Genomic DNA, 20,880 nt, shown 5'->3' on the forward strand with positions numbered 1-20,880 from the left:
ACTCCTTGGAGGTGTCGATGAAGGGGAATGATGGTTTGGAAGGGTGACGCGCGACGACCGGGATCAGTGACCCGGATGCAGCGCGTCGTTGAGGTAGATGCAGGTCAGGATGGTGAAGACATAGGCCTGCAGGAAAGCGACCAGCAGTTCCAGCGCGGTCAGGCCGACGGCCAGCGCCAGCGGCAGCGGCGCGAAGATCGCCCAGATGCCGGCACCCAGCATTGAGGCGACGAAACCGGCGAAGATCTTCAGCGCGATGTGTCCGGCCAGCATGTTGGCGAACAGACGAACCGAGAGCGAGATCGGCCGCGACAGGAACGAGATGACCTCGATGACGACGACCAGCGGCAGCACGTAGCCCGGCACGCCCGACGGCACGAAGAGGCGGAAGAAATGCATGCCGTGCGCGGCGAAGCCGTAGACCACCACGGTCAGGAACACCAGCATGGCCAGCAGGAAGGTGACGATGATGTGGCTGGTGACGGTGAACGTGTAGGGGATCAAGCCAACCAGGTTGGCGATCAGCACGAACATGAACAGCGAAAACACCAGCGGGAAGAACTTCATGCCTTCATGGCCGGCCGATTGTCGCACCGTATTGGCGACAAATTCGTAGGACATCTCCGCCAGCGACTGCCACCTGGACGGCACCAGCGCGCGACCGCGCGTCGAGAGCAGCAGGAAGCCGATGATGATCGCCACCGCGACAAACATGAAGGCGGCGGAATTGGTGAATGCGATCGGCGACTGACCGATCTTGCCGAGTGCAATGAGCGGCTTGATCTCGAATTGTGCGATCGGGCTCGCCATCGGACGGCTGCTCCAGTTCTCTTTATGCCACAGTCGCGGGGCCAAGGCCTCGCGGCGAACCGCCATCGCGTCCTATTGGTCGCGCTGCCGGCGTTCGCGTTCGGCGAGCCTGAGGAGGTTGAAAACCCCCGCGACGAAGCCGAGCACGACGAAAATCATCAGACCCCAGGGCCGCGTGCCGAGCAGGCGATCGAACAACCATCCGATGCCGCAACCGACAAGAACCGCCGAAACGAAATCGGCCGAGTAGCGGAAGCCGCTCCCCATGCCCGACTTATCGCCCGACTGGTTGGCAGAACCGCGCGTCTCGGCTCGTTTTTGCTCGAGGGCTTCGAGCTTCGATCCGAGAGCGCGACGACGCGCGTCGAGGTCGGCTTCTTCGGACGACCGCCCGCCTTCCGTCCCGTCGTTCCGCCTGTCTTTCGCCATGACCCGCCTTTTCGGCCGGCCCGGTCAGATCTTGCGAAACCACGGAAGGACGCCGGTCTGCCACCCCCCGTAAGCCGGGCACACCTATAGTGACGGGGCGAAACTGTGTCAAGGACGCCCGATTTTAGTTTAACCTACTGATTTTTTGAATGATTTTCGAAAGATAATCCGATTGTCCTATCACCCCTGCATGGCCGAGCGACAGTCGGCCGCATGGGTTCGGGCGCGGATCGGCCACCCAACGGGAATGATCGGAGTGCCAAGCGCCGCAAGGGCGCCCGTCCGGCGCGCGGCGACGGCTTACTCGGCGGCGGATTTCGGCATGGATTTGCGCCGCGCCGGGCGGCTCTTGACCATGGCCTTGCCGCCGCGCGCCTTGGTCACCGACGTCATGTAGGATCGCAGCACCGCGTTGATATGGGTCTGATAGGGGCCCTTCGCCGCCTTGAAGAAGGCCAGGACGTCCTCGTCGAGGCGGATCGAAATAGCGGCCTTGCGCGGCGGCGGCGTCCAGTCGGCGACGATCCCGACATAGATTTCGGTGGGGTCGTCGACCATCGTATCGGCGTCGGGATCCTCGGCGATCGCCCGCTCGACATCTTCGTCGGTCATGGCCCGCACGCGTGCCCAGTCAGTCTGGTCCGGTAACTTGCCGGATCGGATCTCGTCCATGGTGACGCGCGTAATTTTCTCTTTCATCGGGTCTAGCCCTTCGCGCGGAGATAATCCGAATCGCCGCCCCTCTCGTCGTCCAGGCCACCGCGACAAGTTGGCCGTTCACCGATCCGACGGACGTCCAACGTTCCTCGTCAGATCTGTCCGAACGATAGGAAATCGACGATCCTTCAAAAAGCGTCGCGGCAATTCGAAAGTCGATGCCATGCTTCGCCATATTCGACAGACGCTTATTCTCGTCCCATTCGAATTCCATGCTGGCACCCAACTTGATTGGCCAGCCTCGCTCGCGCGGAAATCGCAATCAAGCCAGGGACTATCGCCCATGGTAGCAGTGGCCCCTTCAATACGGAGGCCTTTGCCGCAGATATGTATATACTGATGTAGCTACCGCGCCAAGCATGTATCTGGCTATTCCGCCGCGATCAGGTGCTCGGCGCGGTCGAGATCAACGCTGACCAGGGTCGAGATGCCGCGTTCGGCCATGGTGACGCCGAACAGCCGGTTCATCCGGCTCATGGTGATCGGATTGTGGGTGATCACCACGAAGCGGGTCTGGGTGGTGCGCGTCATGTCCTGCAGCAGGTCGCAATAGCGCTCGACATTGGCGTCGTCGAGGGGCGCGTCGACCTCGTCGAGCACGCAGATCGGCGCCGGATTGGTCAGGAACACCGCAAAGATCAGGGCGATCGCGGTCAGCGCCTGCTCGCCGCCCGACAGGAGCGACAGGGTCTGCGGCTTCTTACCCGGGGGTTTCGCCAGAATGTCGAGGCCGGCCTCCAGCGGATCGTCCGATTCGACCAGCTGCAGCTCGGCGGTGCCGCCGCCGAACAGGGTGGAGAACAGCCGCTGGAAGTTTTCGTTGACGATGGCGAAGGAGGCGAGCAGCCGCTCCCGGCCTTCCCGGTTCAGCGAGCCGATGCCGGCCCTGAGCTTCTTGATCGCCTCGACCAGATCGTCGCGCTCGGCGATCATGCCGTCGAACTGCGCCTGGATCTCGGTCAGTTCATCATCGGCGCGCAGATTGACGCCGCCGAGCTTTTCACGCTCGCGCTTCAGCCGGTCCAGCGCCTCTTCGAGGTCGCGGGCGGCAGGCATTTCGGCGTCCGCCGCGAGACCGGCGATCTTGAGCAGCGCGAGCGGCTGCACCTCGAACTTCTCGGTGATCTCCAGCTCGATCTCGCGCTTGCGCCCCTGGGTCGCCTCGAGCCTCGCTTCGGCCCGGACCAGCGCTTCGCGCGCGCCCGACATGGCCTCCAGCGCCGAGCGCGCCGAGCGGTCGGCATCGGCCAGCGCGGTCTCGCCGATCGACAAGGTATCGGCGGCCTCCTTCTGGGCGGCCTCGGCGTCATGGATCCGGCTGATCAGCGCGCGGCGCTGCTCGATGAGGGTGTCCGGGGCGTCGGCCAGCCCCTGAGCTTCGGTCCGGGCTTCGGCCAGGCGGCGTTCGAGATCGGCGATCTGCCGGCCGGCATTGGCCTGGCGGGTCAGCCAGGCCCTGCGGTCATTGCCGATCTCGGTGACCCGGCGGCCGCGCATCTCGGCCTCGCGGGCGAGCCCCTGGGCATTGGCGCGTGCCTCGGCGAGCACGGCGCGATGCTGGGCAACCTCCATGCGGCTCTCGGCCAGGACCGCTTCGAGCTGGGCCGTCTTGCCCATGTTGTCCAGCGCGCGCAGGGCGTCGGCCTTGACCCCCGCCGCCTCCTCGATGCTGGCGGTCAGCCGCGAGCGCGCCTCGACCAGCGCCGCGAGCCTGGTGATGACGCTCGCCGCCGCGCGTTCGGCGCTCGCCAACTGGTCGCGCAGGCCGTCGCCGGCGCGCTGGGCGGCACGCCAGCCGTCGCGAGCGGTCTGCTCGCGGGCCGCCGCCACTCTGGCCGCGGTGGTCGCGGCTTCCGCCTTCGCCTTCAGCCCGGCGACCTTGGCCTGGGCGAGCACCAGATCCTTTTCGATGTCGCCGAGCCGGTTGCGCTCGGCCAGGCGGCGGGCGGCGGCGGTCGGCGCATTGGCGGCCACCACGAAGCCGTCCCAGCGCCACAGGTCGCCTTGCTTGGACACCAGCCGCTGGCCGGGCTTCAGGTCGGCGGCGAGGCGGGCGCCGTCGGCGCGCGCGACGATGCCGATCTGGGCCAGGCGCCGGCTGAGCTCGGCCGGCGCCGTCACATGAGCGGACAGCGGCTCGGCGCCATCAGGCAAGGCCGCGTCACCGCTGGCGTCGGCGCCGCCCCAGTGCTGGGGCGAAGCGGTCGCGGTCGGCACGTCGAGATCGTCGCCCAGTGCCGCGCCCAGCGCGGTCTCGTAACCCTTGCCGACCCGGATCGCCTCGACCACCGGCGGCCATGCCGACTTGTGCGAGACATTCAGCACCTTGGCGAGCGTACGGGCCTCGGTGTCGAGATGCTGCACCTGGCGTTCGGCGTCGGCGAGCGGCCGGCGCGCCTCGGCCTCCTGGTCGCGGGCACTGGCATGGGCCTCCTCGGCGGCCACCGCCTCGATCTCCGCCTCCTCGAGCGCCGCGGCGGCCTCCTCGAGCTGCAGCTTCAGGCCTTCGAGCCGGGCGGCATGATCGGAGCTTGCCTCCAGCTTCGCCGTCTCGGCGACAATCTCGGCCAATTGGCCTTCCAGCCGCTGCAGCCGCTCGGCGACGTCGCGGATCGCGCGATCGAGCTGATTGCGCCGGGCAACCGCCTCGGCCAGCGCCGAGGTCGCCTCCGAAAAGGCTTTTTCGCTGCCCGCGAGCGTCGTTTCGGCCGCGGCCACCTTAGCGCCGGCCTCGACTTCGGCGCCCTTGGCGCCGTCGATGGCCTCGCGCAGCTCGTATTCTTCGGCGCCGAGACGTTCCAGGACGCCTTCGGCATCGGCGCCGAGCGCTTTTTCGCGCTCGACGTCGCCGTCGAGCTGGGCGACGCGGCGGGTCAGCTCGGCGATCCGCTCGCGGGCGCGCCGCTCCTCGCCGTCGAGCTGCTCGCGGGCAACCACCAGGCGCTGCAGCACGGCACCGGCCTTCGCCGCCGCGTCACGCAGAGCCGGCAGCTGATGGGCCGCGATCGCCTGGTTCTTGGCGGCCTCGGCCTGGCCCGTCGTGCGCTCCGCGACCACCCGCGTTTCCAGCTCGACCAGGCGTTCGGCCTCGCGCACCGCCTCTCCGGCCTCACGGAACTTCAGGAAGACCAGCGTCGCCTCGGCCTTGCGGATATCGGCGGAGAGGCCGCGATAGCGCACCGCCTGGCGCGCCTGGCGCTTCAGGTTGTCGAGCTGGCCCTCGATCTGGGCGAGCACCACTTCGAGCCGCTCGAGATTGGTCTCGGCCGCCCTGAGCCTGGTCTCGGCCTCGTGCCGGCGGGCATAGAGGCCGGCAATGCCGGCGGCCTCTTCCAGGATGCGGCGGCGCGCCTGCGGCTTGGCGTTGATGATCTCGCTGATCTGGCCCTGGCGGACCAGCGCCGGCGAGCGGGCGCCGGTGGACGCGTCGGCGAACAGCATCTGCACGTCGCGGGCACGAACTTCCCGGCCGTTGATCTTGTAGACAGAACCGGCCTCGCGCTCGATCCGGCGCGAAACCTCGAGCACGTCGTGATCGTTGAACTGGGCCGGCGCCAGGCGCTGGCTGTTGTCGACGGTCAGCGTCACTTCCGCCGTGTTGCGCGCCGGCCGGCTGCCCGAGCCGGAAAAAATGACGTCGTCCATGCCCGACGCGCGCATGTTCTTGAACGAATTCTCGCCCATGACCCAGCGCAGCGCCTCGACGAGGTTCGATTTGCCGCAGCCATTCGGCCCGACCACGCCGGTCAGACCCGGCTCGATCAGGAACTCCATCGGCTCCACGAAGGTCTTGAAGCCGAGAATGCGCAGACGGGAGAACTTCATGGTCCCAGGGCTTCGAGCGGGTCGGGTTTGGCGAGGCGTTCAAACTGCCACGAATTATACGCCAATGCCACATCTAGCGTGACAAACCTGTGGAGCCCTCAAGATGTTGGATCGCTCGACGGCTTGACCAAGGGCCGCCGGCACCCTCTCTCGCCGCGCCGCACGCGCCGAATGTTGCGTCGCACGACTGCCCCCTTCGGCTCGGCGGCACGAACGTGTTACATTGGCCGGACAAACACAGGGACGGGAAAAACCGTTCAGGAGGAAGCAATGGTTTCGAAGACCCCACGGGCGCAGCCGAACGGCGGTGTTCGCCTGGAAGACCGCTACGGCAAGGTGGCCATCAAGGCGGTCGCCGGCGCGCTCGGAACCCCGAAACCACCCAAGGCCGGACAATAAAGGACGACCGGCGGACAAAGAAAAAGGCGGCCAAGGGCCGCCTTCGTCATGTCAGCCCGGTCGCGATCGCTCGATCCCGCCGGCCTGGGCTTCGTGTCAGCGCACGATCACCTTGGTTCCCACCGGCACGCGGTTGAACAGGTCGACCGCATGTTCGTTGTGCATGCGGATGCAGCCCGACGACACCGCCTCGCCGATCTGCAGCGGCGAATTGGTGCCATGGATGCGATAAAGCGTGTCGCGGCCGTTCTGGTAGAGGTAGAGCGCGCGCGATCCCATCGGGTTTTGCGGGCCACCTTCCATGAAGGCGGGCAATTGCGGCCAGCGGCGGCGCATCTCGGCCGGCGGCGTCCAGCTCGGCCATTCGGCCTTGCGCTGAATGATCGCCGCACCAGTCCAGCCAAAGGCTTCGTTGCCGACAGCCACCTGATAGCGAATGGCGGAACCGCCCTCCTCGACCAGGAACAAATGCTTCGACGCGGTCTCGACGATGATCGTGCCGGGCGCTTCGGTGGTGCGATAGGGCACCCGGAGCGGCATGCGCCAGTAGTCCATCTCGACCTGCGGCCCTTGCGCCATCAAGGTCGCGTCACGCTCGGAAATCGGCCGGACGGCGTTGACCGTCTGGTTGTTGCAGCCCGCCAACGCCAACGCAGCCAATGCGAGGAAGCCCCACCGCATGCCGATGTCCTTTCAAAATGCAACAGGACGCGAGGCGGCGACCGGGCCAGCGCGCGAATTCATGGTGAGCAGTCTGTAATTCTTGTGGCGAAGACGTGACTTTTGGTCAACGGGCCAGATTACGAAAGGCCGGCTAATGCCCGGCTCTGTTGCATTTCTGCCATGCCGCGCCACGTCAAGCATGCGCCCGTTGCCGCGAAGAGAGCCTTGGGCCGCCACGATCCCTCCATGATCGGAACCAATGGCCGCCTCATCGCCCTCCTAGAACTCGGCCCGTCGGCGCTGCCCCATGCAAGCACGTGCCGCGCAAATGGAGATCGGACCCGATGACTTCCGCCCCGACGGCCGTTGTTGCCGCTGCCGAGGCCTCAGGCGACAAGCTCGCCGCGCACTATCGTCGGATCGGCATATCGGCCGTTTCCGCCGCCACTTCTTCGGCGAAAGCTTCGAAACCTGCAGCACCGGTGACGCCGGCGCCGCGTAAATTCGAAGACTTCGTCGACTGATTGGGATTGATCTTCGAAGACCCGGTTTCGGCCGGCCGCAGTGCCTACCTCCCATATCTCTCCTGAACCACTCCCAAGGCCGGTCGCAAGACCGGCCTTTTTTTTCGCTCAGGCCCCGCGCCAGCTCGCGACGAGGCTCAGGGCGATCGCCCACATCACCAGCGCGATCAATCCGTCGAGCACGCGCCAGGCGCCGGGACGGGCGAAGACCGGGGCGACCAGGCGGGCGCCGAAGCCGAGGCCGTAGAACCAGAGCGCCGAGGCGATCATCGCGCCGGCGGCGAAGGCCCATCTGGCGGCTCCGGAAAACTGGCCCGACAGGCTGCCGACCAGAACCACCGTGTCGAGATAGACATGCGGGTTCAGGAAGGTGAAGGCGAGGGCGGCGGCGAGCGTCGCCTTCAGCCCCTTGCCGGATCCGTCGCCAGCCGCGACCAGCACACCGGGATGAAGCGCGCGGCGCGCGGCAAGCAGGCCATAGACGGCGAGGAAGGCCGCACCGCCGAGCGTCGCAACCGTCAGCAGCCTGGGCGAGGATTGCACCAGCGTGCCGAGGCCGGCGACGCCCGCGACGATCAACAGGGCGTCCGACAGCGCGCAGACCGTGGTCACCGCCAGGACATGCCGGTGCATCAACCCCTGGCGCAGGACGAAAGCGTTCTGGGCGCCAATGGCGACGATTAGCCCGAGGCCGATCAGGAAACCGGTCAGGGCCGCTTCGAGAAGAGGGTATGCCTGCATGATCCGCCCCGATTACGGGCCGGGAGCGGGGCTTGCAACCCAGCGCGCGCCGGATCGATTTGCCGGCGCGGCTGTCATGGTGGCGTCATCGTCACGCTTTCTTGTCCCGCGCGGGTTCCCAGGCCGGCGCGAAGTGCGCTAGGCAAGCCCAGCCGACGCCTTCGGAGCTTGAGCCATGTTTAATGCCTATGGAGTGGAGAACGAGGCTCTCGTTCGGATCGAGGCCACCGCCGACGCGGTGCCGCCCAATGTCAAATGGGTCGACCTGCTGCAGCCGGTGCAGGGCGAAGACAAGCTTTTGGAAAAGTGCCTGGGCATCGAGATCCCGACACGCGAGGAGATGCTGGAGATCGAGCCGTCGAGCCGGCTCTATGTCGATCACGGCGTGCGCTACATGACGGCGACGCTCCTGTGCAATACCGAGCTCGGCGCCCCCAAGCTGACCCAGATCTCCTTCGTGCTGTCGCCGACACGGCTGATCACGGTGCGCTACGATACGCCGAAGCCGATCAACCTGTTCCTCAACCGGGCGCAGAAGCAGGGCGCGGTGCAGGCCACGCCCGAAGCGATCATGACCGGCTTGCTCGACACCATCGTCGACCGCATCGCCGACATCCTGGAGCGGGTCGGCGAGGAGATCGAACAGGCCTCGGGCCGGATCTTCACCGGCCGCCAGGCTCACACGCGGGCGGCTTCCGAAACCTTCCAGGACGTGCTGCAGACACTGGGCACCAAGGGAGAGCTGGTCTCGAAGGCGCGTGAAAGCCTGGTCTCGATCAACCGGCTGCTGCTGTTCCTGGCGACCGAGATCGAAGGCAACAAGGTCTCGAAGGACGTCCGGGCGCTGTTGAAGAGCCAGAGTCGCGACGTCGAATCGCTGACCCAGCATTGCGATTCGCTGGCCAACAAGATCACCTTCCTGCTCGATGCCGTGCTCGGCCTGATCGGCATCGAGCAGAACAACATCGTCAAGATCTTCGCCGTGCTGTCGGTGGTGTTCATGCCGCCGACACTGGTCGGCACGATCTACGGCATGAACTTCAAGCAGATGCCGGAGCTCGGCTGGGACCTGGGCTATCCGATGGCCATGGTGCTGATGGTGGTCTCCGGCGTGCTGCCCTATATGTGGTTCCGCAAGAAGGGCTGGCTCTAGCCCGGAACGGGCAAGACCGGGTCCGCCGCGGAACCGGCCCGGCGCCGGCTCCGCGGGATCGGCCGGCATCAGCCTCGGGCGTGGAGCTTCAGGCCCATCACCTGGAGTTCGGCCATCACGGCGACGAACACCGCCTGCGCGGTGACGAAGGCCATGCCCAGGAGGTTCGGGCTGATCGCGCCGGCAAACATGAGCGCGAAGCTCTCGATCACCCACAAGGCGTTGATCGCGACGATCGCCCAGATCGCCTTGCGGCTGAGTTCGGCGCGAGCGGCGACGAAGCCGACACCCAGCGCGAACGGCACGAGGATCGCGCCCGCCACCATCAGGTGGAGCTTCGGAATGGCGAGCAAGGACTCGAGCAGGCCGGCGCCGAGGATGAGCATGACGCCCATGGCGCCGCTGCTGACGGCATCGACCGCGAGCACCCGGCGCAGCAGGGTCACCGGGTTGCCGGTGCGGAAGATCGAATTGAGGACCGAGGCATTGGCGACGGACGACATCGTGGTCTCCTGAGGTTTTCTGTTGCGGACCGGCCCGCCGATCCGTTGACCAGGCCATCCTCGGGACAAAGCCGCCGCAGGTCGATTACCTCCGGGGTCATTGGTTCGGCCGGACCGGCGCGGCTATGGTGGCGCCATGAACGTACAAAGCTCCGCCGCCCGCCCCATCGGTGATCACCTGCGCGAATGGCGCCAGCGTCGTCGCCTGAGCCAGCTCGATCTCGCCTCGGAGGCCGACATCTCCACCCGCCATCTCAGTTTCGTCGAGACCGGACGCGCCGCGCCGAGCCGCGAGATGATCCTGCATCTGGCCGAGCAGCTCGAGATTCCCCTGCGCGAGCGCAACGTGCTGCTGGTGGCGGCGGGTTTCGCGCCGATCTTCCCGGAGCGCCGGCTCGACGACCCCGCGATCGCCGCCGCGCGCCGGGCGATCGATATCGTGCTGGCCGGCCACGAGCCCTATCCGGCGGTCGCCATCGACCGGCACTGGACCCTGGTCGCCAGCAACAATGCCATCGCCCCCTTCCTCGAAGGCTGCGACGAGGCCTTGATCACGCCGCCGATCAACGTGCTGCGGCTCGGCCTGCATCCGCGCGGGTTGGCGCCGCGAATCGAGAATTTCGCGGAATGGCGGGCCCATCTCCTGGCGCGCCTCAGGCGCCAGATCGAGATCACCGCCGATCCGGTGCTGGAGGAGCTGAACCGTGAGGCCTCGGCCTATCCGGTGCCGCTGGCGCCGCCGCGCCCGGGCCGCGGCCAGGAGGCGCACGAGCTGTTCGTGCCGCTGCGGCTGAAGACCTCGGCCGGCACGCTCAGCTTCGTCAGCACCACTACGGTGTTCGGCACGCCGATCGACGTGACGCTGGCGGAACTGGCGATCGAGGCCTTCCTGCCGGCCGACGCGGCCACCGGCGAGGCCCTGCGCCGGCTCGCCGAGGAGGCGGCTTAGTACTGCTGCACATTGATTGTGAGCGGTCGATTTCGGTGCGAACAAGTCGTGGATATCAGGGACAAGCCCGGGCAAGACGATGGGTGGGCCTCACACCGTCCCAGACCAAGCCATGCCTGTTGTAACGGTCGGTCCAGCCCCCCTCGAATGCACTTCTCGTCTCGGCCGGGCTTGTCCCTGATATCCACGACGTCAGCCCGGCTGCGCATAAAGAACGGCCATTCGGCATGCATGCAACTTCAATTGGCGATTCCCCCCAAGGCCCATCGGCGCAGCGCCGACCCGGTCAGACGTGCTGGCCGCCATTGATGTGGATCTCGGCGCCGTTGAGATAGCTCGAGGTCTCGGTGCACAGGACATAGATGATCTTGGCCACCTCGTCGGGCGTGCCGAGCCGGCGCATCGGGATCTGTTCGACGATCTTGTCGGTGCCCGGCGACAGGATGGAGGTGTCGATCTCACCCGGCGCGATGGCATTGACCCGGATGCCGTGCGGCGCGAAATCGGCCGCCATTTCGCGGGTCAGGCCGGCCAAGGCGGCTTTCGAGGTGGCGTAAGCCGCGCCGGCGAAGGGATGCACCCGGGAACCGGCGATCGAGGTGACGTTGACGATCGAGCCCTTGGCTTCCTTCAGCTCGGCCAGCAGGCCGCGCGCCAAAAGGATCGACGAGAAGAAGTTCACCTGGAACACCTGCTGCCAGACGGTCAGCGGCGTGTGCAGCGAATCGAGCCGGCCACCGGCCTCGGCCTTCGGCGAAATGCCGGCATTGTTGACCAGGGCCTCCAGCCGGCCGCCGGTCAGCCGCGCCCGGATATCGTCGATGGCGCGCTCGGTATCGGCGGGATCGGCGAGATCGACCTGGATGTGATCCTCCGGACCCATTTCCCAGGGGCAGTTTTCCGGAAAGGCCTGGCGTGAACAGGTGATCACCCGCCATCCCGCGGAGGAAAAGCGCTTGACGGTCGCGTGGCCGATGCCGCGGCTGGCACCGGTCAGGAGAAGGGTTCGACGAGGCTGGTTCAAGGTCGCGTTCCCTGAGCATTCTGGAATGGACCGAGGCGGTCGGTCGGCTACACTCCATAGAGCATATTGGCGACAGGTGGATACACGATCAGGAGATGCAATGGCGTTTCGCGCGACCATCGGCGGCACCGGCCATGTCTTCGCCGATCTGCGGGATCTCATGGCCAAGGCGACGCCGATCCGCTCGGGCGATCAGCTCGCCGGCATCGCCGCGGCGAACCAGGAGGAATGTGTCGCGGCCAAGCTGGCGCTCGCCGACGTGCCGCTGAAGGCGATCCTGGCGGAACCGCTGATCCCCTATGACGACGACGAGGTGACCCGGCTGATCCTCGACAGCCATGACGGCCGCGCCTTCGCCCCGGTTGCCAGCCTGACGGTGGGCGCATTCCGCGACTGGCTTCTGTCCGACCAGGCGACATCCGCCGTGCTGGCCGACCTTGCCCCCGGCATCACGCCCGAGGTGGCGGCGGCCGTATCGAAGCTGATGCGCAACCAGGACCTGATCCTGGCCGCCCGGAAATGCCGGGTGGTGACCCGCTTCCGCAACACCATCGGGCTTGCCGGCACCATGGCGGTGCGCCTGCAGCCGAACCATCCGTCGGACGATGTCGACGGCATCGCCGCCTCGATCGTCGACGGCCTGATGTATGGCGCCGGCGACGCCACCATCGGCATCAATCCGGCCTCCGATTCGCTGCCGGTCATCGGCGATCTCCTGAAACTCATCGACGACATCATCCAGCGCCACGCCATCCCGACCCAGGGCTGCGTGCTGACCCACGTCACCTCGTCGATCGAACTGATCAATCGCGGCGTGCCCGTCGACCTGGTGTTCCAGTCGGTCGCCGGCACCGAGCGCGCCAATGCGACCTTCGGCGTCACGCTGGCGGTGCTGAAGGAGGGGCTGGAGGCGGCACGCTCGCTGAAACGCGGCACGCTCGGCGACAATGTCATGTATTTCGAGACCGGCCAGGGCACCGCGCTGTCGGCGGGCGCCCATCACGGCGTCGACCAGCAGACCCTGGAGGCCCGCGCGCAGGCGGTGGCGCGCGCCTTCTCGCCCTTGCTGGTCAATACCGTGGTCGGCTTCATCGGCCCGGAATATCTCTATGACGGCAAGCAGATCCTGCGGGCCGGGCTGGAGGACCATTTCTGCGGCAAGCTGATGGGCGTGCCGCTCGGCTGCGACGTCTGCTACACCAACCATGCCGAGGCCGACCAGGACGACATGGACACGCTCCTGACCTGCCTCGCGGCCGCCGGCGTCTCCTATATCATGGGCGTTCCGGGCGCCGACGACGTCATGCTGAACTATCAGTCGACCTCGTTCCACGACGCGCTTTATGTCCGCGAGGTGTTCGGGCTGAAACGCGCTCCGGAATTCGAAGCCTGGCTGCAATCGCTCGACCTGACCGATGCGGCCGGCCATCTGCTGCCGGCCCGCCCCGGCCATCGGCTGATCGCCGCGGAGTAACCGGCATGGCACGCGATCCCTGGTCGCATCTGTCCGCCCGCACGCCGGCGCGCATCGCCATCGGCCGGACCGGCGGCTCGCTGCCGACCAGCGAAGTGCTGGCTTTCGCGCTGGCCCATGCCAAGGCGCGCGATGCCGTGCATGCGCCGTTCGAGCCGCAGCGGATCGTTTCCGGCCTCACGGCTCTCGGCCTGACGGCCATCGTGGTGGAAAGCCTGGCGCGCGACCGCGCAGCCTATCTCCGGCGTCCGGACTGGGGTCGCCAACTCGCCGCCGCGTCGGGGCTGGCGCTCGATGCCGCGGCCGCGGCGCCGGCGGATCTCGCCCTCGTCATCGCCGACGGCCTGTCGGCGACCGCCGTCGAGGCCAACGCGCTGGCGCTGGTCGCCGCGCTGCTGCCGCGCCTGGCATCCGCCGGCATCAGCCTGGCGCCGGCGGTGGTGGCGGCGGGTGCACGGGTGGCGCTCGGCGACGTCATCGCCGCGCGGCTCCGCGCCAAGGCGGTGCTCGTGCTGATCGGCGAGCGGCCGGGATTGTCGGCACCCGACAGTCTCGGCGCCTACCTCACCTTCGACGCCAGGGCTGGCCGCCACGATGCCGAACGCAATTGCGTCTCGAACATCCGGGCCGGCGGATTGCCGGCGGACAACGCCGCCTTCAAGCTCACCTGGCTCATTGCCGAGGCGCTCAGGCGGAAACTCACCGGCATCCGCCTGAAGGACGAGAGCGATCTCCTGCTCTCGCCGGGCGGCACGCCGCCGGCGCTCATCGGCTGAGCCGCCGGGTCAGGGATAGAGCCGCTCTTTGGTCGTCCACGGCCCTGCCGGCCGATCGCGGCGGAACACCACGCGGTCGTGCAGGCGGAACGGCCGGTCGTGCCAGAACTCCAGATAGGTCGGCAGAATGCGGAAACCGGTCCAGTGCGGCGGGCGCGGCACCTCGCCAATGGCATATTTGGCGGTGTAGAGCGCCACGGCCTTTTCTAGGGCGAAGCGGGTTTCCAGCGGCCGCGACTGCTGGCTCGCCCAGGCGCCGATCCGGCTGGCGCGCGCCCGCGATGCGAAATAGGCATCGGCCTCGGCGTCGGAAACCCGTTCGACCGGGCCACGCACCCGGACCTGGCGGTGCAGGGACTTCCAGTGAAACACCACCGCCGCCTTGCCGGCGCCCAGGAGCTCGACGCCCTTCTGGCTTTCGGTGTTGGTGTAGAAGACGAAGCCGCTGGAATCGACGCCCTTCAGCAGCACCATGCGGACATTGGGCAGGCCGTCGGCATCGACGGTCGAGAGAGCCATGGCATTGGGATCATTGGGCTCGGACCTGACGGCGTCGGCCATCCATCGGGCGAACAGGTCGAAGGGTTCATCGGCCTCGCTGAATTCCGCTTGATCCGAACCTGACATTAACCAACTCCGTTGTTCACTCCGCCCAGAGCGGTATGGGGCTCCGGAGTCGAAAGCGTATGGGCGAGACGTTTGGCGTTCGCCAAGCATATAGCGTCAGGGAAGGGGCTTGCCCAAGCCCCCGCATGCGCTCCCTCCTATGCGAAAGCCGCCTCGCGCGCCTCGCGGCGATCGCCGTTGCCCTGATGGCCTTGCCGGGTTGCGCGATGACCTTGCCTTCGCTGTGGGAGCGCACGCAGACCCCGCCGCCGGCAGCCGCCCAGGCGCCCGAATCGAGCCAGGCCACCGGGACCCAGACCGCCGGCGCCCCGGCCGCGGCGCCGGAAACCGCCGCGACCCAGGCCGCCGCCGCGGCCCAAGCGACCGACCCGGTCACGACGGGCTCTATCCGCCGCGGCACCGAACCCGCACCGGCGAACGCCGCCGCCGGTGCCCTGCCGATCCCCGAGGCCGACTGGCAGGCCGCCAAGCGCGTGCTGCTGGAGGCGCTCGCCGACCGCGCCGACACGCCGAGCATTCCCTGGGAGAACAGCCAGAGCGGCATGCGCGGTACGGTGACGGCGCTGCAGCGTTCGACCGGCACGTCCGGCCACACTTGCCGGGATTTCCTCGGCAGCGCCATCAAGGACGGCAAGGAAGTCTGGTTCGACGGGCGGGCCTGCCGCACGACGGGACCCTGGGCGGTGCTCGAACTCAGGCCGTGGCGGCGAAGCTGAACCGGCAAAGCCTCGGCGCGCATTGTCATCATCAGCCGCAATCCCCACATTGAGGCCAACTGAAACCATCGACGGATCGCATGGCCTCACCGGCGTGCCGATCTTCAAGGACCATCATGGCACGCGATCCCTATGACGTGATCGGCGTCGCGCGCACCGCGGGCGCCGACGACATCAAGAAAGCCTTCCGCAAAAAGGCCAAGGCCCTGCATCCGGATGCCAATCCGAAAGACCCGAAGGCGCAGGACCGTTTCGCCGAGCTGAACAACGCCTATGAGCTGTTGTCGGACGAGGCGAAGCGCAAATCGTTCGACCGCGGCGAGATCGACGCCGAGGGCAAGCAGCGCTTTACCGGCTTCGAAGGCTTCGGCGGCAGGCCCGGCGGCGGCGCACCCGGCGGCGACACGATCTTCGAAACCTTCAGCTTCGGGCAGGAGGGTTTCCGGCGGTCCGGCGGCCGCAAGGCCGGCGGCGGACCGAGCTCCGACGACTTCTTCGACATCCTCTCCGGCATGACCGGACGTGGCCGGCAGCAGCGCGGCGCCGACCCGTTCGGGCCGGAACCGCAACCGGCGGGCGAAGACCTGACGCTGACCGTGCGCGTGCCGTTTCTCGACGCGGCGCGCGGCGCGACCCAGCGCGTGCTGCTGCCGTCGGGCGAAACGGTCGACATCAAGATCCCGCCCGGAACCCGCGAGGGCCACCGCATGCGGCTGCGCGGCAAGGGCAAGCCGGCCAGTCTCGGCCGGCCGGCCGGGGACGCCTATGTGGTGGTGACGGTCGAGCCGCACCCGGCGTTCCGCGCCGAGGGCAAGGATGTCCGCCTCGAGCTGCCGATCGCGCTCGACGAGGCGATCCTGGGCGGCAAGGTGCGGGCGCCGACGCTCGACGGCGAGGTGGAGCTGACCCTGCCGGCCATGACCCCGTCGGGCAAGAGCTTCCGGCTGCGCGGCAAGGGGCTGGCCAGCGCCGACGGGCCGGGCGATCTCTATGTCACCACCCGCATCGTGCTGCCGGAACCGAGCGCCGACCTCGAGGGTTTCGCGCGCGTCCTGAAGGAGCGGCGCAAGACCGATCCGCGCGACGGATTGTGACGGCGGATCAGGCCGGCGAACTGGCCGACCCTTGCCGGGCCGGCCAGGCGGTCACCACGTCAGGTAGAAGGCGCCGCGATCACCGGCGCCGAAGACAATGGCATTGCCGCCGTCGAGCGCGGCCTTGACCGCGCCGGTAGGCCTCATGTCCCAGGAACCGGTCGTGCCGCCGCCGCCCGCATCGGCGAAATGGACGGTCTCGTAGCGCAGATTGAGATCGGCGACCTCGGTGGATTTCCTGATATTGATCGTGCCGCCGTCGAAGGCCGATCGCAGCGCCTGCGCGTCGGCGGTCCGGCCGCTGTCCTCCAGGCTGATGACCTGGCCGGCGATCTGCAGGTTCACCGCCTGCTGAAAGCTCTCGTCGTCGCTCGGGACCCGGCCCGGCGAGAGGAAAACCTCCTGCCCGGCCTGCATCTGCCTGGCGAAGCCGACCCATTTGTCGATGTCGCCGAAACCGGATTGCAGCAGCCCGATATTGTCGGCGCGTGCCTGGGCCGCCCATGTCTCGGCCAGCGGCAGGTTGCCATATTTGCGCAGGATCGCCGCGCCGGGATCATCGGGCGCGCTCCTGGCCGCCGCCTTCGACGCCGCCCGGTCGGCCTGGGCCTTGACCGCCTCGGCCTGCGCGGCGCGATCGCTGCGCGGGTCGGAGGCGATCACATAGTCCATCGCGGCCGACGAGAGCTTGCCCTGTTTCAGACTGAAGCTGCCCGACAGCTTCTGGATGGCCTGCGAACGGGTCGCGTGGCGATCGAAGGCGGCACTTTGCTCATCCTTGTTGCGCGCCGCCTTCTGCTCCTCGTTATAGAGCTCGAGCGCCTTCTGCGTCGCGCGCAAGGCGTTCAGCGACGCGATCGCCTTGAATTCCTTGGCGGCCTCGGGATTGTCCTCGAAATATTTCGCGATCGCCTTCTTGTAGGGACTGTCCGTGGTGATCCGCCCGGACTTGTCGACCTGCAGCGAGATCGCGTCGTCGAGCGGGATCTGCAGGGCGGCGAAGGCCTTGTTGAGCGTCGCGGCGAAAGCGTCGGTGCGTTTCTGCACCATCGCGTCGAGAGAGACCGGCAGGTCCTGCGCCACCTGCAGGCCCGCCTGCAGCTGTTTGAGCCGCGCCTTCGCCTGATCGGACAGAACGATGCTGACGGCAGGGTCGTTGCCGCCTTTGGCGGCAGCGGAGGTGTCGGACGCGGCGCTCTTGGATGGCGAGACGGCATCCGCGGCGGAACCGGAGCGGAGCCAGGCCGAAGCATCGGCCGTCGTATTCGCCGCGATCGTACTCATGAGCTCCCTCGCCCCTTGCCGAAGACGCCAGCCAAGATCATGCCGGATTGCCCGGGATTCGAGCAATCTGTCGAAACGAAATGTTACGAAGGACTTTTCTTAACGATCAGTTAATCCCGTTATATTCGATCAACTCGAGCACGGTGGCCCTGACCGCGCTTTGCTCGACTGTGGCGCAGCCCAGTTTGCGGCAGGCCGACTTGAGATAAAGCCGGACGGCGCTCGCGGAGACCTTCAGATCATGGGCGATCTCGCCGGGTGTCCGGCCCAGCGCCACCTGCCGCAGGCATTGCCGCTCGCGGCGCGACAGCGGACGCATCGCCGGATCGGCGCGCAGGCCGGCGATCTCCATGGCCCGATCATGCAGATAATGCGCGATGAGATGGAAATCGCGCAGGTAGGCATGGCGCCACCTGTGCCAATGCCGGTCGGTCTCGTTCGACGTGACGGTGAACAGCGCGCGCTCGCCGCGCGGCCCCCGGATCGGCGAGGTGAAGCCGTGCCGGCCGACACCGTGGCTTTCGGCCTCGGCGAAGAAATGCCGCGCCGCCGAGGTCTCGTGATCGACGCTCAGCCAGTCGACCGGCAAGAAGCCGGCCCGACCGGCGGCGACGACCGGATCGATCCGGAAATAGTCCTCCGCCAGGTAGCGCTTCACCCATGCCTCGTCATAGGTCAGCAACAATACCGGATTGGGTCGGTCCGCGGCCGGGACATGGGTGGCGTGATAGACGATATGGGCCAGCCCGCTGCCGTCGCGCCATTCGACGAGAAGCGCCGACAGCTGCGCAAGCGTCCTGGCGCGCTCGATTGCGACGATCGCCGGCTCGAACTCCATGCGGCCCCCCGATCCCGACACTATCGGAGGACGTGGCGATCGCAAGGCATCCCGCGCAGGCCAGCCGGGACGGCTTGCCCGCCGGGATGAGTTGCCTGCTTGTCTGGCCCGATGTCTTGCCGGCTCGCTGAATTTCAGCCGGAGGCGCCGCCGGACGGGGCCGCGCCTTGCACCGCCCGGCTGGCAATGGCATAGCTCCCGGCTCATTTTCTGGAAATGCCGGGCGAGGATCACATGGCGGGCATCATGCAGGGCAAGCGCGGCCTCATTCTCGGGGTGGCGAACAACCGATCTATTGCCTGGGGCATCGCCAAGGCCTGCCGCGCCCAGGGCGCCGAGCTCGCCTTCACCTATCAGGGCGAAGCGCTGGAGAAGCGGGTCAGGCCGCTCGCCGCCGAACTGGGCGGCCACGTGGTCGGCCATTGCGACGTCACCGACAATGCTTCGGTCGACGCGGTCTTCGCCGAAACCCAGAGGGTGCTCGGCGGCCTCGACTTCGTGCTGCACGCCATCGCCTTTTCCGACAAGGACGAGCTGACCGGCCGCTATGTCGACACCACCGAAGGCAATTTCACCAAGTCGCTGCTGATCTCCTGCTATTCCTTCACGGCGATCGCCCAGCGCGCCGAGAAGCTGATGACCGATGGCGGCTCGCTGTTGACGCTGACCTATTACGGCGCCGAGAAATGGATGCCGCATTACAACGTCATGGGCGTCGCCAAGGCGGCGCTGGAGGCCAGCGTGCGCTATCTCGCCGCCGATCTCGGCGAGAAGAACATCCGCGTCAACGCCATCTCGGCCGGCCCGATCAAGACGCTCGCGGCCTCCGGCATCGGCGACTTCCGCTATATCCTGAAGTGGAACGAGTACAATTCGCCGCTGCGCCGCACCGTCACCATCGACGAGGTCGGTGACGCCGGCATGTATTTCCTGTCGAATCTTTCGCGCGGCGTCACCGGCGAGATCCACCATGTCGACGCCGGCTATCACGTCGTCGGCATGAAGAACCCGAACGCGCCCGACATCACCGTCGCCAAGGACTGACGCCGGTTCGGCCGCACATGACGCAGCCGATGGCGCTTGATCATCGTGCGCGGCCGCGCCACGATCCCGTCCGACGACCGGGCAGCAACCGGCCGCACGAGACGGGACAGGACCCATGAAGCTCAGGACACTTCTCGCAGCGGCCGTGGCCGCGGTCGGCGTCACCGTCGGCCTTGCCGCGGCCTATGCCCAGGACAAGCTCAAGATCGGCTTCGTCTATGTCGGCCCGGTCGGCGACCATGGCTGGACCTACCAGCACGACGTCGCGCGGCGCCAGCTCGAACAGACCTATGGCAACCGGATCGAAACCACCTTCGTCGAGAAGGTCGCCGAAGGGCCGGATGCCGAACGGGTGATCGAGCAGCTCGCCCGTACCGGCCACCGGCTGATCTTCACCACGTCCTTCGGTTTCATGGACCCGACCGTCCGGGTCGCCCAGCGCCATCCCAATGTCCGGTTCGAACATGCCACCGGCTTCAAGCGCTCGGCCAATCTCGCCACCTATGCCGGCCGGTTCTACGAAGGCCGCTACATTCTCGGCCAGATCGCCGCGCGCATGTCGAAGACCGGCACGGTCGGCTATATCGGCTCCTTCGCCATTCCCGAGGTGGTCTCCGGCATCAATGCCTTCATGCTCGGCGCCCAATCGGTGCGGCCCGACCTGAAGATCAAGATCGTCTGGGTCAATTCCTGGTACGATCCGGGCAAGGAAGCCGACGCCGCCAAGGCGCTGGCCGACCAGGGCGCCGACATCATTTCGCAGCACACCGATTCGCCCGCCGCGATCCAGATCGCCGAGCAGCGCGGCATCTTCGCCTTCGGCCAGGATTCCGACATGATCCGCTTCGGTCCAAAGGCCCAGCTCACCTCCATCGTCAACGACTGGGTGCCCTATTACACCGCCCGGGTGAAGGCCATGCTCGACGGCACCTGGACCTCGGGCGACGTCTGGGGCGGGTTGAATACCGGCCTCGTGCACATGGCGCCCTATACCAACATGCCGGCCGAGGTGAGGGCGCAGGCGGAGGCGACCGAAGCCGCCATCAAGGCCGGCACGCTGCAGCCGTTCCGCTGTCCGGTCGTCCGCGCCGACGGCCAGACCGTCGAATGCAAGGGCAATGGCGTGCTGTCGGACGAGCAGATCCTGGGCATGAATTTCTACGTGCGCGGCATCGACGAACGGATGCCCGCCGCCAACTGAGCCGGGCCGCGCCGGCGCGGCGCCGATGTTGCGGCGGGCATCCGCCGCAACGGCGAGCGCGGCCATGGCCGCCCGGCGAAATCCGGGCT

22 protein-coding genes are annotated in these 20,880 nt (G+C 67.2%); 10 read left to right on the forward strand and 12 right to left on the reverse strand.

Going from position 1 to position 20,880, the window contains the following annotated elements; translation table 11 throughout:
- Positions 1-63: 63 nt before the first annotated feature.
- The 5 genes from AC07WJ_RS00140 to smc form a co-directional block, all read right to left on the reverse strand.
- A complete protein-coding gene (locus AC07WJ_RS00140; RefSeq protein WP_494932498.1) occupies positions 64-810 on the reverse strand; it encodes a F0F1 ATP synthase subunit A in 747 nt (248 codons plus the stop codon).
- Positions 811-882: 72 nt separating this feature from the next.
- Entirely contained in the window at positions 883-1,239 is a 357-nt protein-coding gene (locus AC07WJ_RS00145) for an AtpZ/AtpI family protein (RefSeq protein ID WP_494932499.1), read from the reverse strand.
- A 300-nt stretch (positions 1,240-1,539) separates the two neighbouring features.
- The gene (locus AC07WJ_RS00150) at positions 1,540-1,938 is read right to left on the reverse strand and encodes a BrnA antitoxin family protein (protein WP_494932500.1); all 399 of its coding nucleotides are present in this window, start codon (positions 1,936-1,938) and stop codon (positions 1,540-1,542) included.
- Positions 1,871-2,170 carry a BrnT family toxin gene (locus AC07WJ_RS00155; RefSeq protein WP_494932501.1) on the reverse strand — a complete coding sequence of 100 codons (300 nt, stop codon included), beginning with the start codon at positions 2,168-2,170 and terminating at the stop codon, positions 1,871-1,873. Before AC07WJ_RS00155 ends, AC07WJ_RS00150 begins: the two co-directional genes overlap by 68 nt.
- A 155-nt stretch (positions 2,171-2,325) precedes the next feature.
- Positions 2,326-5,781, reverse strand: coding sequence for a chromosome segregation protein SMC (smc, locus tag AC07WJ_RS00160; protein ID WP_494932502.1), 3,456 nt, complete (start codon positions 5,779-5,781; stop codon positions 2,326-2,328).
- A gap of 270 nt (positions 5,782-6,051) precedes the next feature.
- Here smc and AC07WJ_RS00165 point away from each other — a divergent pair, with 270 nt between their 5' ends.
- On the forward strand, positions 6,052-6,180 hold the full coding sequence (locus AC07WJ_RS00165) for a hypothetical protein (RefSeq protein WP_494932503.1): 129 nt from the start codon (positions 6,052-6,054) through the stop codon (positions 6,178-6,180).
- Between the two features lie 96 nt (positions 6,181-6,276).
- Here AC07WJ_RS00165 and AC07WJ_RS00170 read toward each other — a convergent pair whose 3' ends face one another.
- Positions 6,277-6,861 carry a L,D-transpeptidase gene (locus AC07WJ_RS00170; protein ID WP_494932504.1) on the reverse strand — a complete coding sequence of 195 codons (585 nt, stop codon included), beginning with the start codon at positions 6,859-6,861 and terminating at the stop codon, positions 6,277-6,279.
- Positions 6,862-7,187: 326 nt separating this feature from the next.
- On the opposite strand from AC07WJ_RS00170, the gene AC07WJ_RS00175 reads away from it, so the two are divergent.
- Entirely contained in the window at positions 7,188-7,367 is a 180-nt protein-coding gene (locus AC07WJ_RS00175; RefSeq protein ID WP_494932505.1) for a hypothetical protein, read from the forward strand.
- 108 nt (positions 7,368-7,475) lie between these two features.
- Here the strand turns inward: AC07WJ_RS00175 and AC07WJ_RS00180 are convergent, their stop codons facing one another.
- A complete protein-coding gene (locus AC07WJ_RS00180; protein WP_494932506.1) occupies positions 7,476-8,108 on the reverse strand; it encodes a LysE/ArgO family amino acid transporter in 633 nt (210 codons plus the stop codon).
- A gap of 175 nt (positions 8,109-8,283) precedes the next feature.
- Between AC07WJ_RS00180 and corA the strand changes: the two genes are divergently transcribed.
- Positions 8,284-9,261, forward strand: a complete 978-nt coding sequence (gene corA / locus AC07WJ_RS00185; RefSeq protein ID WP_494932507.1) for a magnesium/cobalt transporter CorA — start codon at positions 8,284-8,286, stop codon at positions 9,259-9,261.
- Positions 9,262-9,329: 68 nt separating this feature from the next.
- Here corA and AC07WJ_RS00190 read toward each other — a convergent pair whose 3' ends face one another.
- Positions 9,330-9,764: a hypothetical protein gene (locus AC07WJ_RS00190; RefSeq protein WP_494932508.1), complete on the reverse strand. Its 435-nt coding sequence runs from the start codon at positions 9,762-9,764 to the stop codon at positions 9,330-9,332.
- Positions 9,765-9,900: 136 nt separating this feature from the next.
- On the opposite strand from AC07WJ_RS00190, the gene AC07WJ_RS00195 reads away from it, so the two are divergent.
- Positions 9,901-10,713 (forward strand): helix-turn-helix domain-containing protein, encoded by an 813-nt coding sequence (locus tag AC07WJ_RS00195; RefSeq protein WP_494932509.1) that lies wholly within the window; start codon positions 9,901-9,903, stop codon positions 10,711-10,713.
- A 286-nt stretch (positions 10,714-10,999) separates the two neighbouring features.
- Here the strand turns inward: AC07WJ_RS00195 and AC07WJ_RS00200 are convergent, their stop codons facing one another.
- On the reverse strand, positions 11,000-11,737 hold the full coding sequence (locus tag AC07WJ_RS00200; protein WP_494932510.1) for an SDR family NAD(P)-dependent oxidoreductase: 738 nt from the start codon (positions 11,735-11,737) through the stop codon (positions 11,000-11,002).
- A 100-nt stretch (positions 11,738-11,837) separates the two neighbouring features.
- Between AC07WJ_RS00200 and AC07WJ_RS00205 the strand changes: the two genes are divergently transcribed.
- Complete coding sequence (locus AC07WJ_RS00205) at positions 11,838-13,211, forward strand: ethanolamine ammonia-lyase subunit EutB (protein ID WP_494932511.1); 1,374 nt, start codon at positions 11,838-11,840, stop codon at positions 13,209-13,211.
- Between the two features lie 5 nt (positions 13,212-13,216).
- The gene (gene eutC, locus AC07WJ_RS00210) at positions 13,217-13,987 is read left to right on the forward strand and encodes an ethanolamine ammonia-lyase subunit EutC (protein ID WP_494932512.1); all 771 of its coding nucleotides are present in this window, start codon (positions 13,217-13,219) and stop codon (positions 13,985-13,987) included.
- A gap of 9 nt (positions 13,988-13,996) precedes the next feature.
- On the opposite strand, the gene pdxH is transcribed toward eutC, so the two are convergent.
- Positions 13,997-14,614 carry a pyridoxamine 5'-phosphate oxidase gene (gene pdxH, locus AC07WJ_RS00215; protein WP_494932513.1) on the reverse strand — a complete coding sequence of 206 codons (618 nt, stop codon included), beginning with the start codon at positions 14,612-14,614 and terminating at the stop codon, positions 13,997-13,999.
- Positions 14,615-14,739: 125 nt separating this feature from the next.
- On the opposite strand from pdxH, the gene AC07WJ_RS00220 reads away from it, so the two are divergent.
- Both AC07WJ_RS00220 and AC07WJ_RS00225 read left to right on the forward strand, forming a co-directional pair.
- Positions 14,740-15,330: an RT0821/Lpp0805 family surface protein gene (locus tag AC07WJ_RS00220; RefSeq protein WP_494932514.1), complete on the forward strand. Its 591-nt coding sequence runs from the start codon at positions 14,740-14,742 to the stop codon at positions 15,328-15,330.
- A gap of 116 nt (positions 15,331-15,446) precedes the next feature.
- Entirely contained in the window at positions 15,447-16,424 is a 978-nt protein-coding gene (locus AC07WJ_RS00225; RefSeq protein WP_494932515.1) for a DnaJ C-terminal domain-containing protein, read from the forward strand.
- 51 nt (positions 16,425-16,475) lie between these two features.
- On the opposite strand, the gene AC07WJ_RS00230 is transcribed toward AC07WJ_RS00225, so the two are convergent.
- Together AC07WJ_RS00230 and AC07WJ_RS00235 are read right to left on the reverse strand one after the other, a co-directional pair.
- Positions 16,476-17,708 (reverse strand): hypothetical protein, encoded by a 1,233-nt coding sequence (locus AC07WJ_RS00230; RefSeq protein ID WP_494932516.1) that lies wholly within the window; start codon positions 17,706-17,708, stop codon positions 16,476-16,478.
- Between the two features lie 106 nt (positions 17,709-17,814).
- A complete protein-coding gene (locus AC07WJ_RS00235; RefSeq protein ID WP_494932517.1) occupies positions 17,815-18,546 on the reverse strand; it encodes an autoinducer binding domain-containing protein in 732 nt (243 codons plus the stop codon).
- Positions 18,547-18,780: 234 nt separating this feature from the next.
- On the opposite strand from AC07WJ_RS00235, the gene fabI reads away from it, so the two are divergent.
- Positions 18,781-19,590: an enoyl-ACP reductase FabI gene (gene fabI, locus AC07WJ_RS00240; protein ID WP_494932518.1), complete on the forward strand. Its 810-nt coding sequence runs from the start codon at positions 18,781-18,783 to the stop codon at positions 19,588-19,590.
- Positions 19,591-19,705: 115 nt separating this feature from the next.
- On the forward strand, positions 19,706-20,791 hold the full coding sequence (locus AC07WJ_RS00245; RefSeq protein WP_494932519.1) for a BMP family ABC transporter substrate-binding protein: 1,086 nt from the start codon (positions 19,706-19,708) through the stop codon (positions 20,789-20,791).
- Positions 20,792-20,880: the final 89 nt, after the last annotated feature.

The sequence above is a fragment of the Phreatobacter sp. GW821-FHT04C01 genome (genome assembly GCF_059420385.1).

Bases quoted from the DNA above. Each gene is read 5' to 3' on its own strand.
- eutC (WP_494932512.1), top strand. From the start codon at position 13,217: ATGGCACGCGATCCCTGGTCGCATCTGTCCGCCCGCACGCCGGCGCGC.
- AC07WJ_RS00225 (WP_494932515.1), top strand. From the start codon at position 15,447: ATGGCACGCGATCCCTATGACGTGATCGGCGTCGCGCGCACCGCGGGC.
- AC07WJ_RS00145 (WP_494932499.1), bottom strand. From the start codon at position 1,239: ATGGCGAAAGACAGGCGGAACGACGGGACGGAAGGCGGGCGGTCGTCC.
- AC07WJ_RS00140 (WP_494932498.1), bottom strand. From the start codon at position 810: ATGGCGAGCCCGATCGCACAATTCGAGATCAAGCCGCTCATTGCACTC.
- AC07WJ_RS00220 (WP_494932514.1), top strand. From the start codon at position 14,740: ATGCGCTCCCTCCTATGCGAAAGCCGCCTCGCGCGCCTCGCGGCGATC.
- AC07WJ_RS00235 (WP_494932517.1), bottom strand. From the start codon at position 18,546: ATGGAGTTCGAGCCGGCGATCGTCGCAATCGAGCGCGCCAGGACGCTT.
- fabI (WP_494932518.1), top strand. From the start codon at position 18,781: ATGGCGGGCATCATGCAGGGCAAGCGCGGCCTCATTCTCGGGGTGGCG.
- pdxH (WP_494932513.1), bottom strand. From the start codon at position 14,614: ATGTCAGGTTCGGATCAAGCGGAATTCAGCGAGGCCGATGAACCCTTC.
- AC07WJ_RS00150 (WP_494932500.1), bottom strand. From the start codon at position 1,938: ATGAAAGAGAAAATTACGCGCGTCACCATGGACGAGATCCGATCCGGC.
- corA (WP_494932507.1), top strand. From the start codon at position 8,284: ATGTTTAATGCCTATGGAGTGGAGAACGAGGCTCTCGTTCGGATCGAG.
- AC07WJ_RS00175 (WP_494932505.1), top strand. From the start codon at position 7,188: ATGACTTCCGCCCCGACGGCCGTTGTTGCCGCTGCCGAGGCCTCAGGC.
- AC07WJ_RS00165 (WP_494932503.1), top strand. From the start codon at position 6,052: ATGGTTTCGAAGACCCCACGGGCGCAGCCGAACGGCGGTGTTCGCCTG.
- AC07WJ_RS00245 (WP_494932519.1), top strand. From the start codon at position 19,706: ATGAAGCTCAGGACACTTCTCGCAGCGGCCGTGGCCGCGGTCGGCGTC.
- AC07WJ_RS00190 (WP_494932508.1), bottom strand. From the start codon at position 9,764: ATGTCGTCCGTCGCCAATGCCTCGGTCCTCAATTCGATCTTCCGCACC.
- AC07WJ_RS00170 (WP_494932504.1), bottom strand. From the start codon at position 6,861: ATGCGGTGGGGCTTCCTCGCATTGGCTGCGTTGGCGTTGGCGGGCTGC.
- AC07WJ_RS00230 (WP_494932516.1), bottom strand. From the start codon at position 17,708: ATGAGTACGATCGCGGCGAATACGACGGCCGATGCTTCGGCCTGGCTC.
- AC07WJ_RS00195 (WP_494932509.1), top strand. From the start codon at position 9,901: ATGAACGTACAAAGCTCCGCCGCCCGCCCCATCGGTGATCACCTGCGC.
- AC07WJ_RS00155 (WP_494932501.1), bottom strand. From the start codon at position 2,170: ATGGAATTCGAATGGGACGAGAATAAGCGTCTGTCGAATATGGCGAAG.
- AC07WJ_RS00180 (WP_494932506.1), bottom strand. From the start codon at position 8,108: ATGCAGGCATACCCTCTTCTCGAAGCGGCCCTGACCGGTTTCCTGATC.
- AC07WJ_RS00205 (WP_494932511.1), top strand. From the start codon at position 11,838: ATGGCGTTTCGCGCGACCATCGGCGGCACCGGCCATGTCTTCGCCGAT.
- smc (WP_494932502.1), bottom strand. From the start codon at position 5,781: ATGAAGTTCTCCCGTCTGCGCATTCTCGGCTTCAAGACCTTCGTGGAG.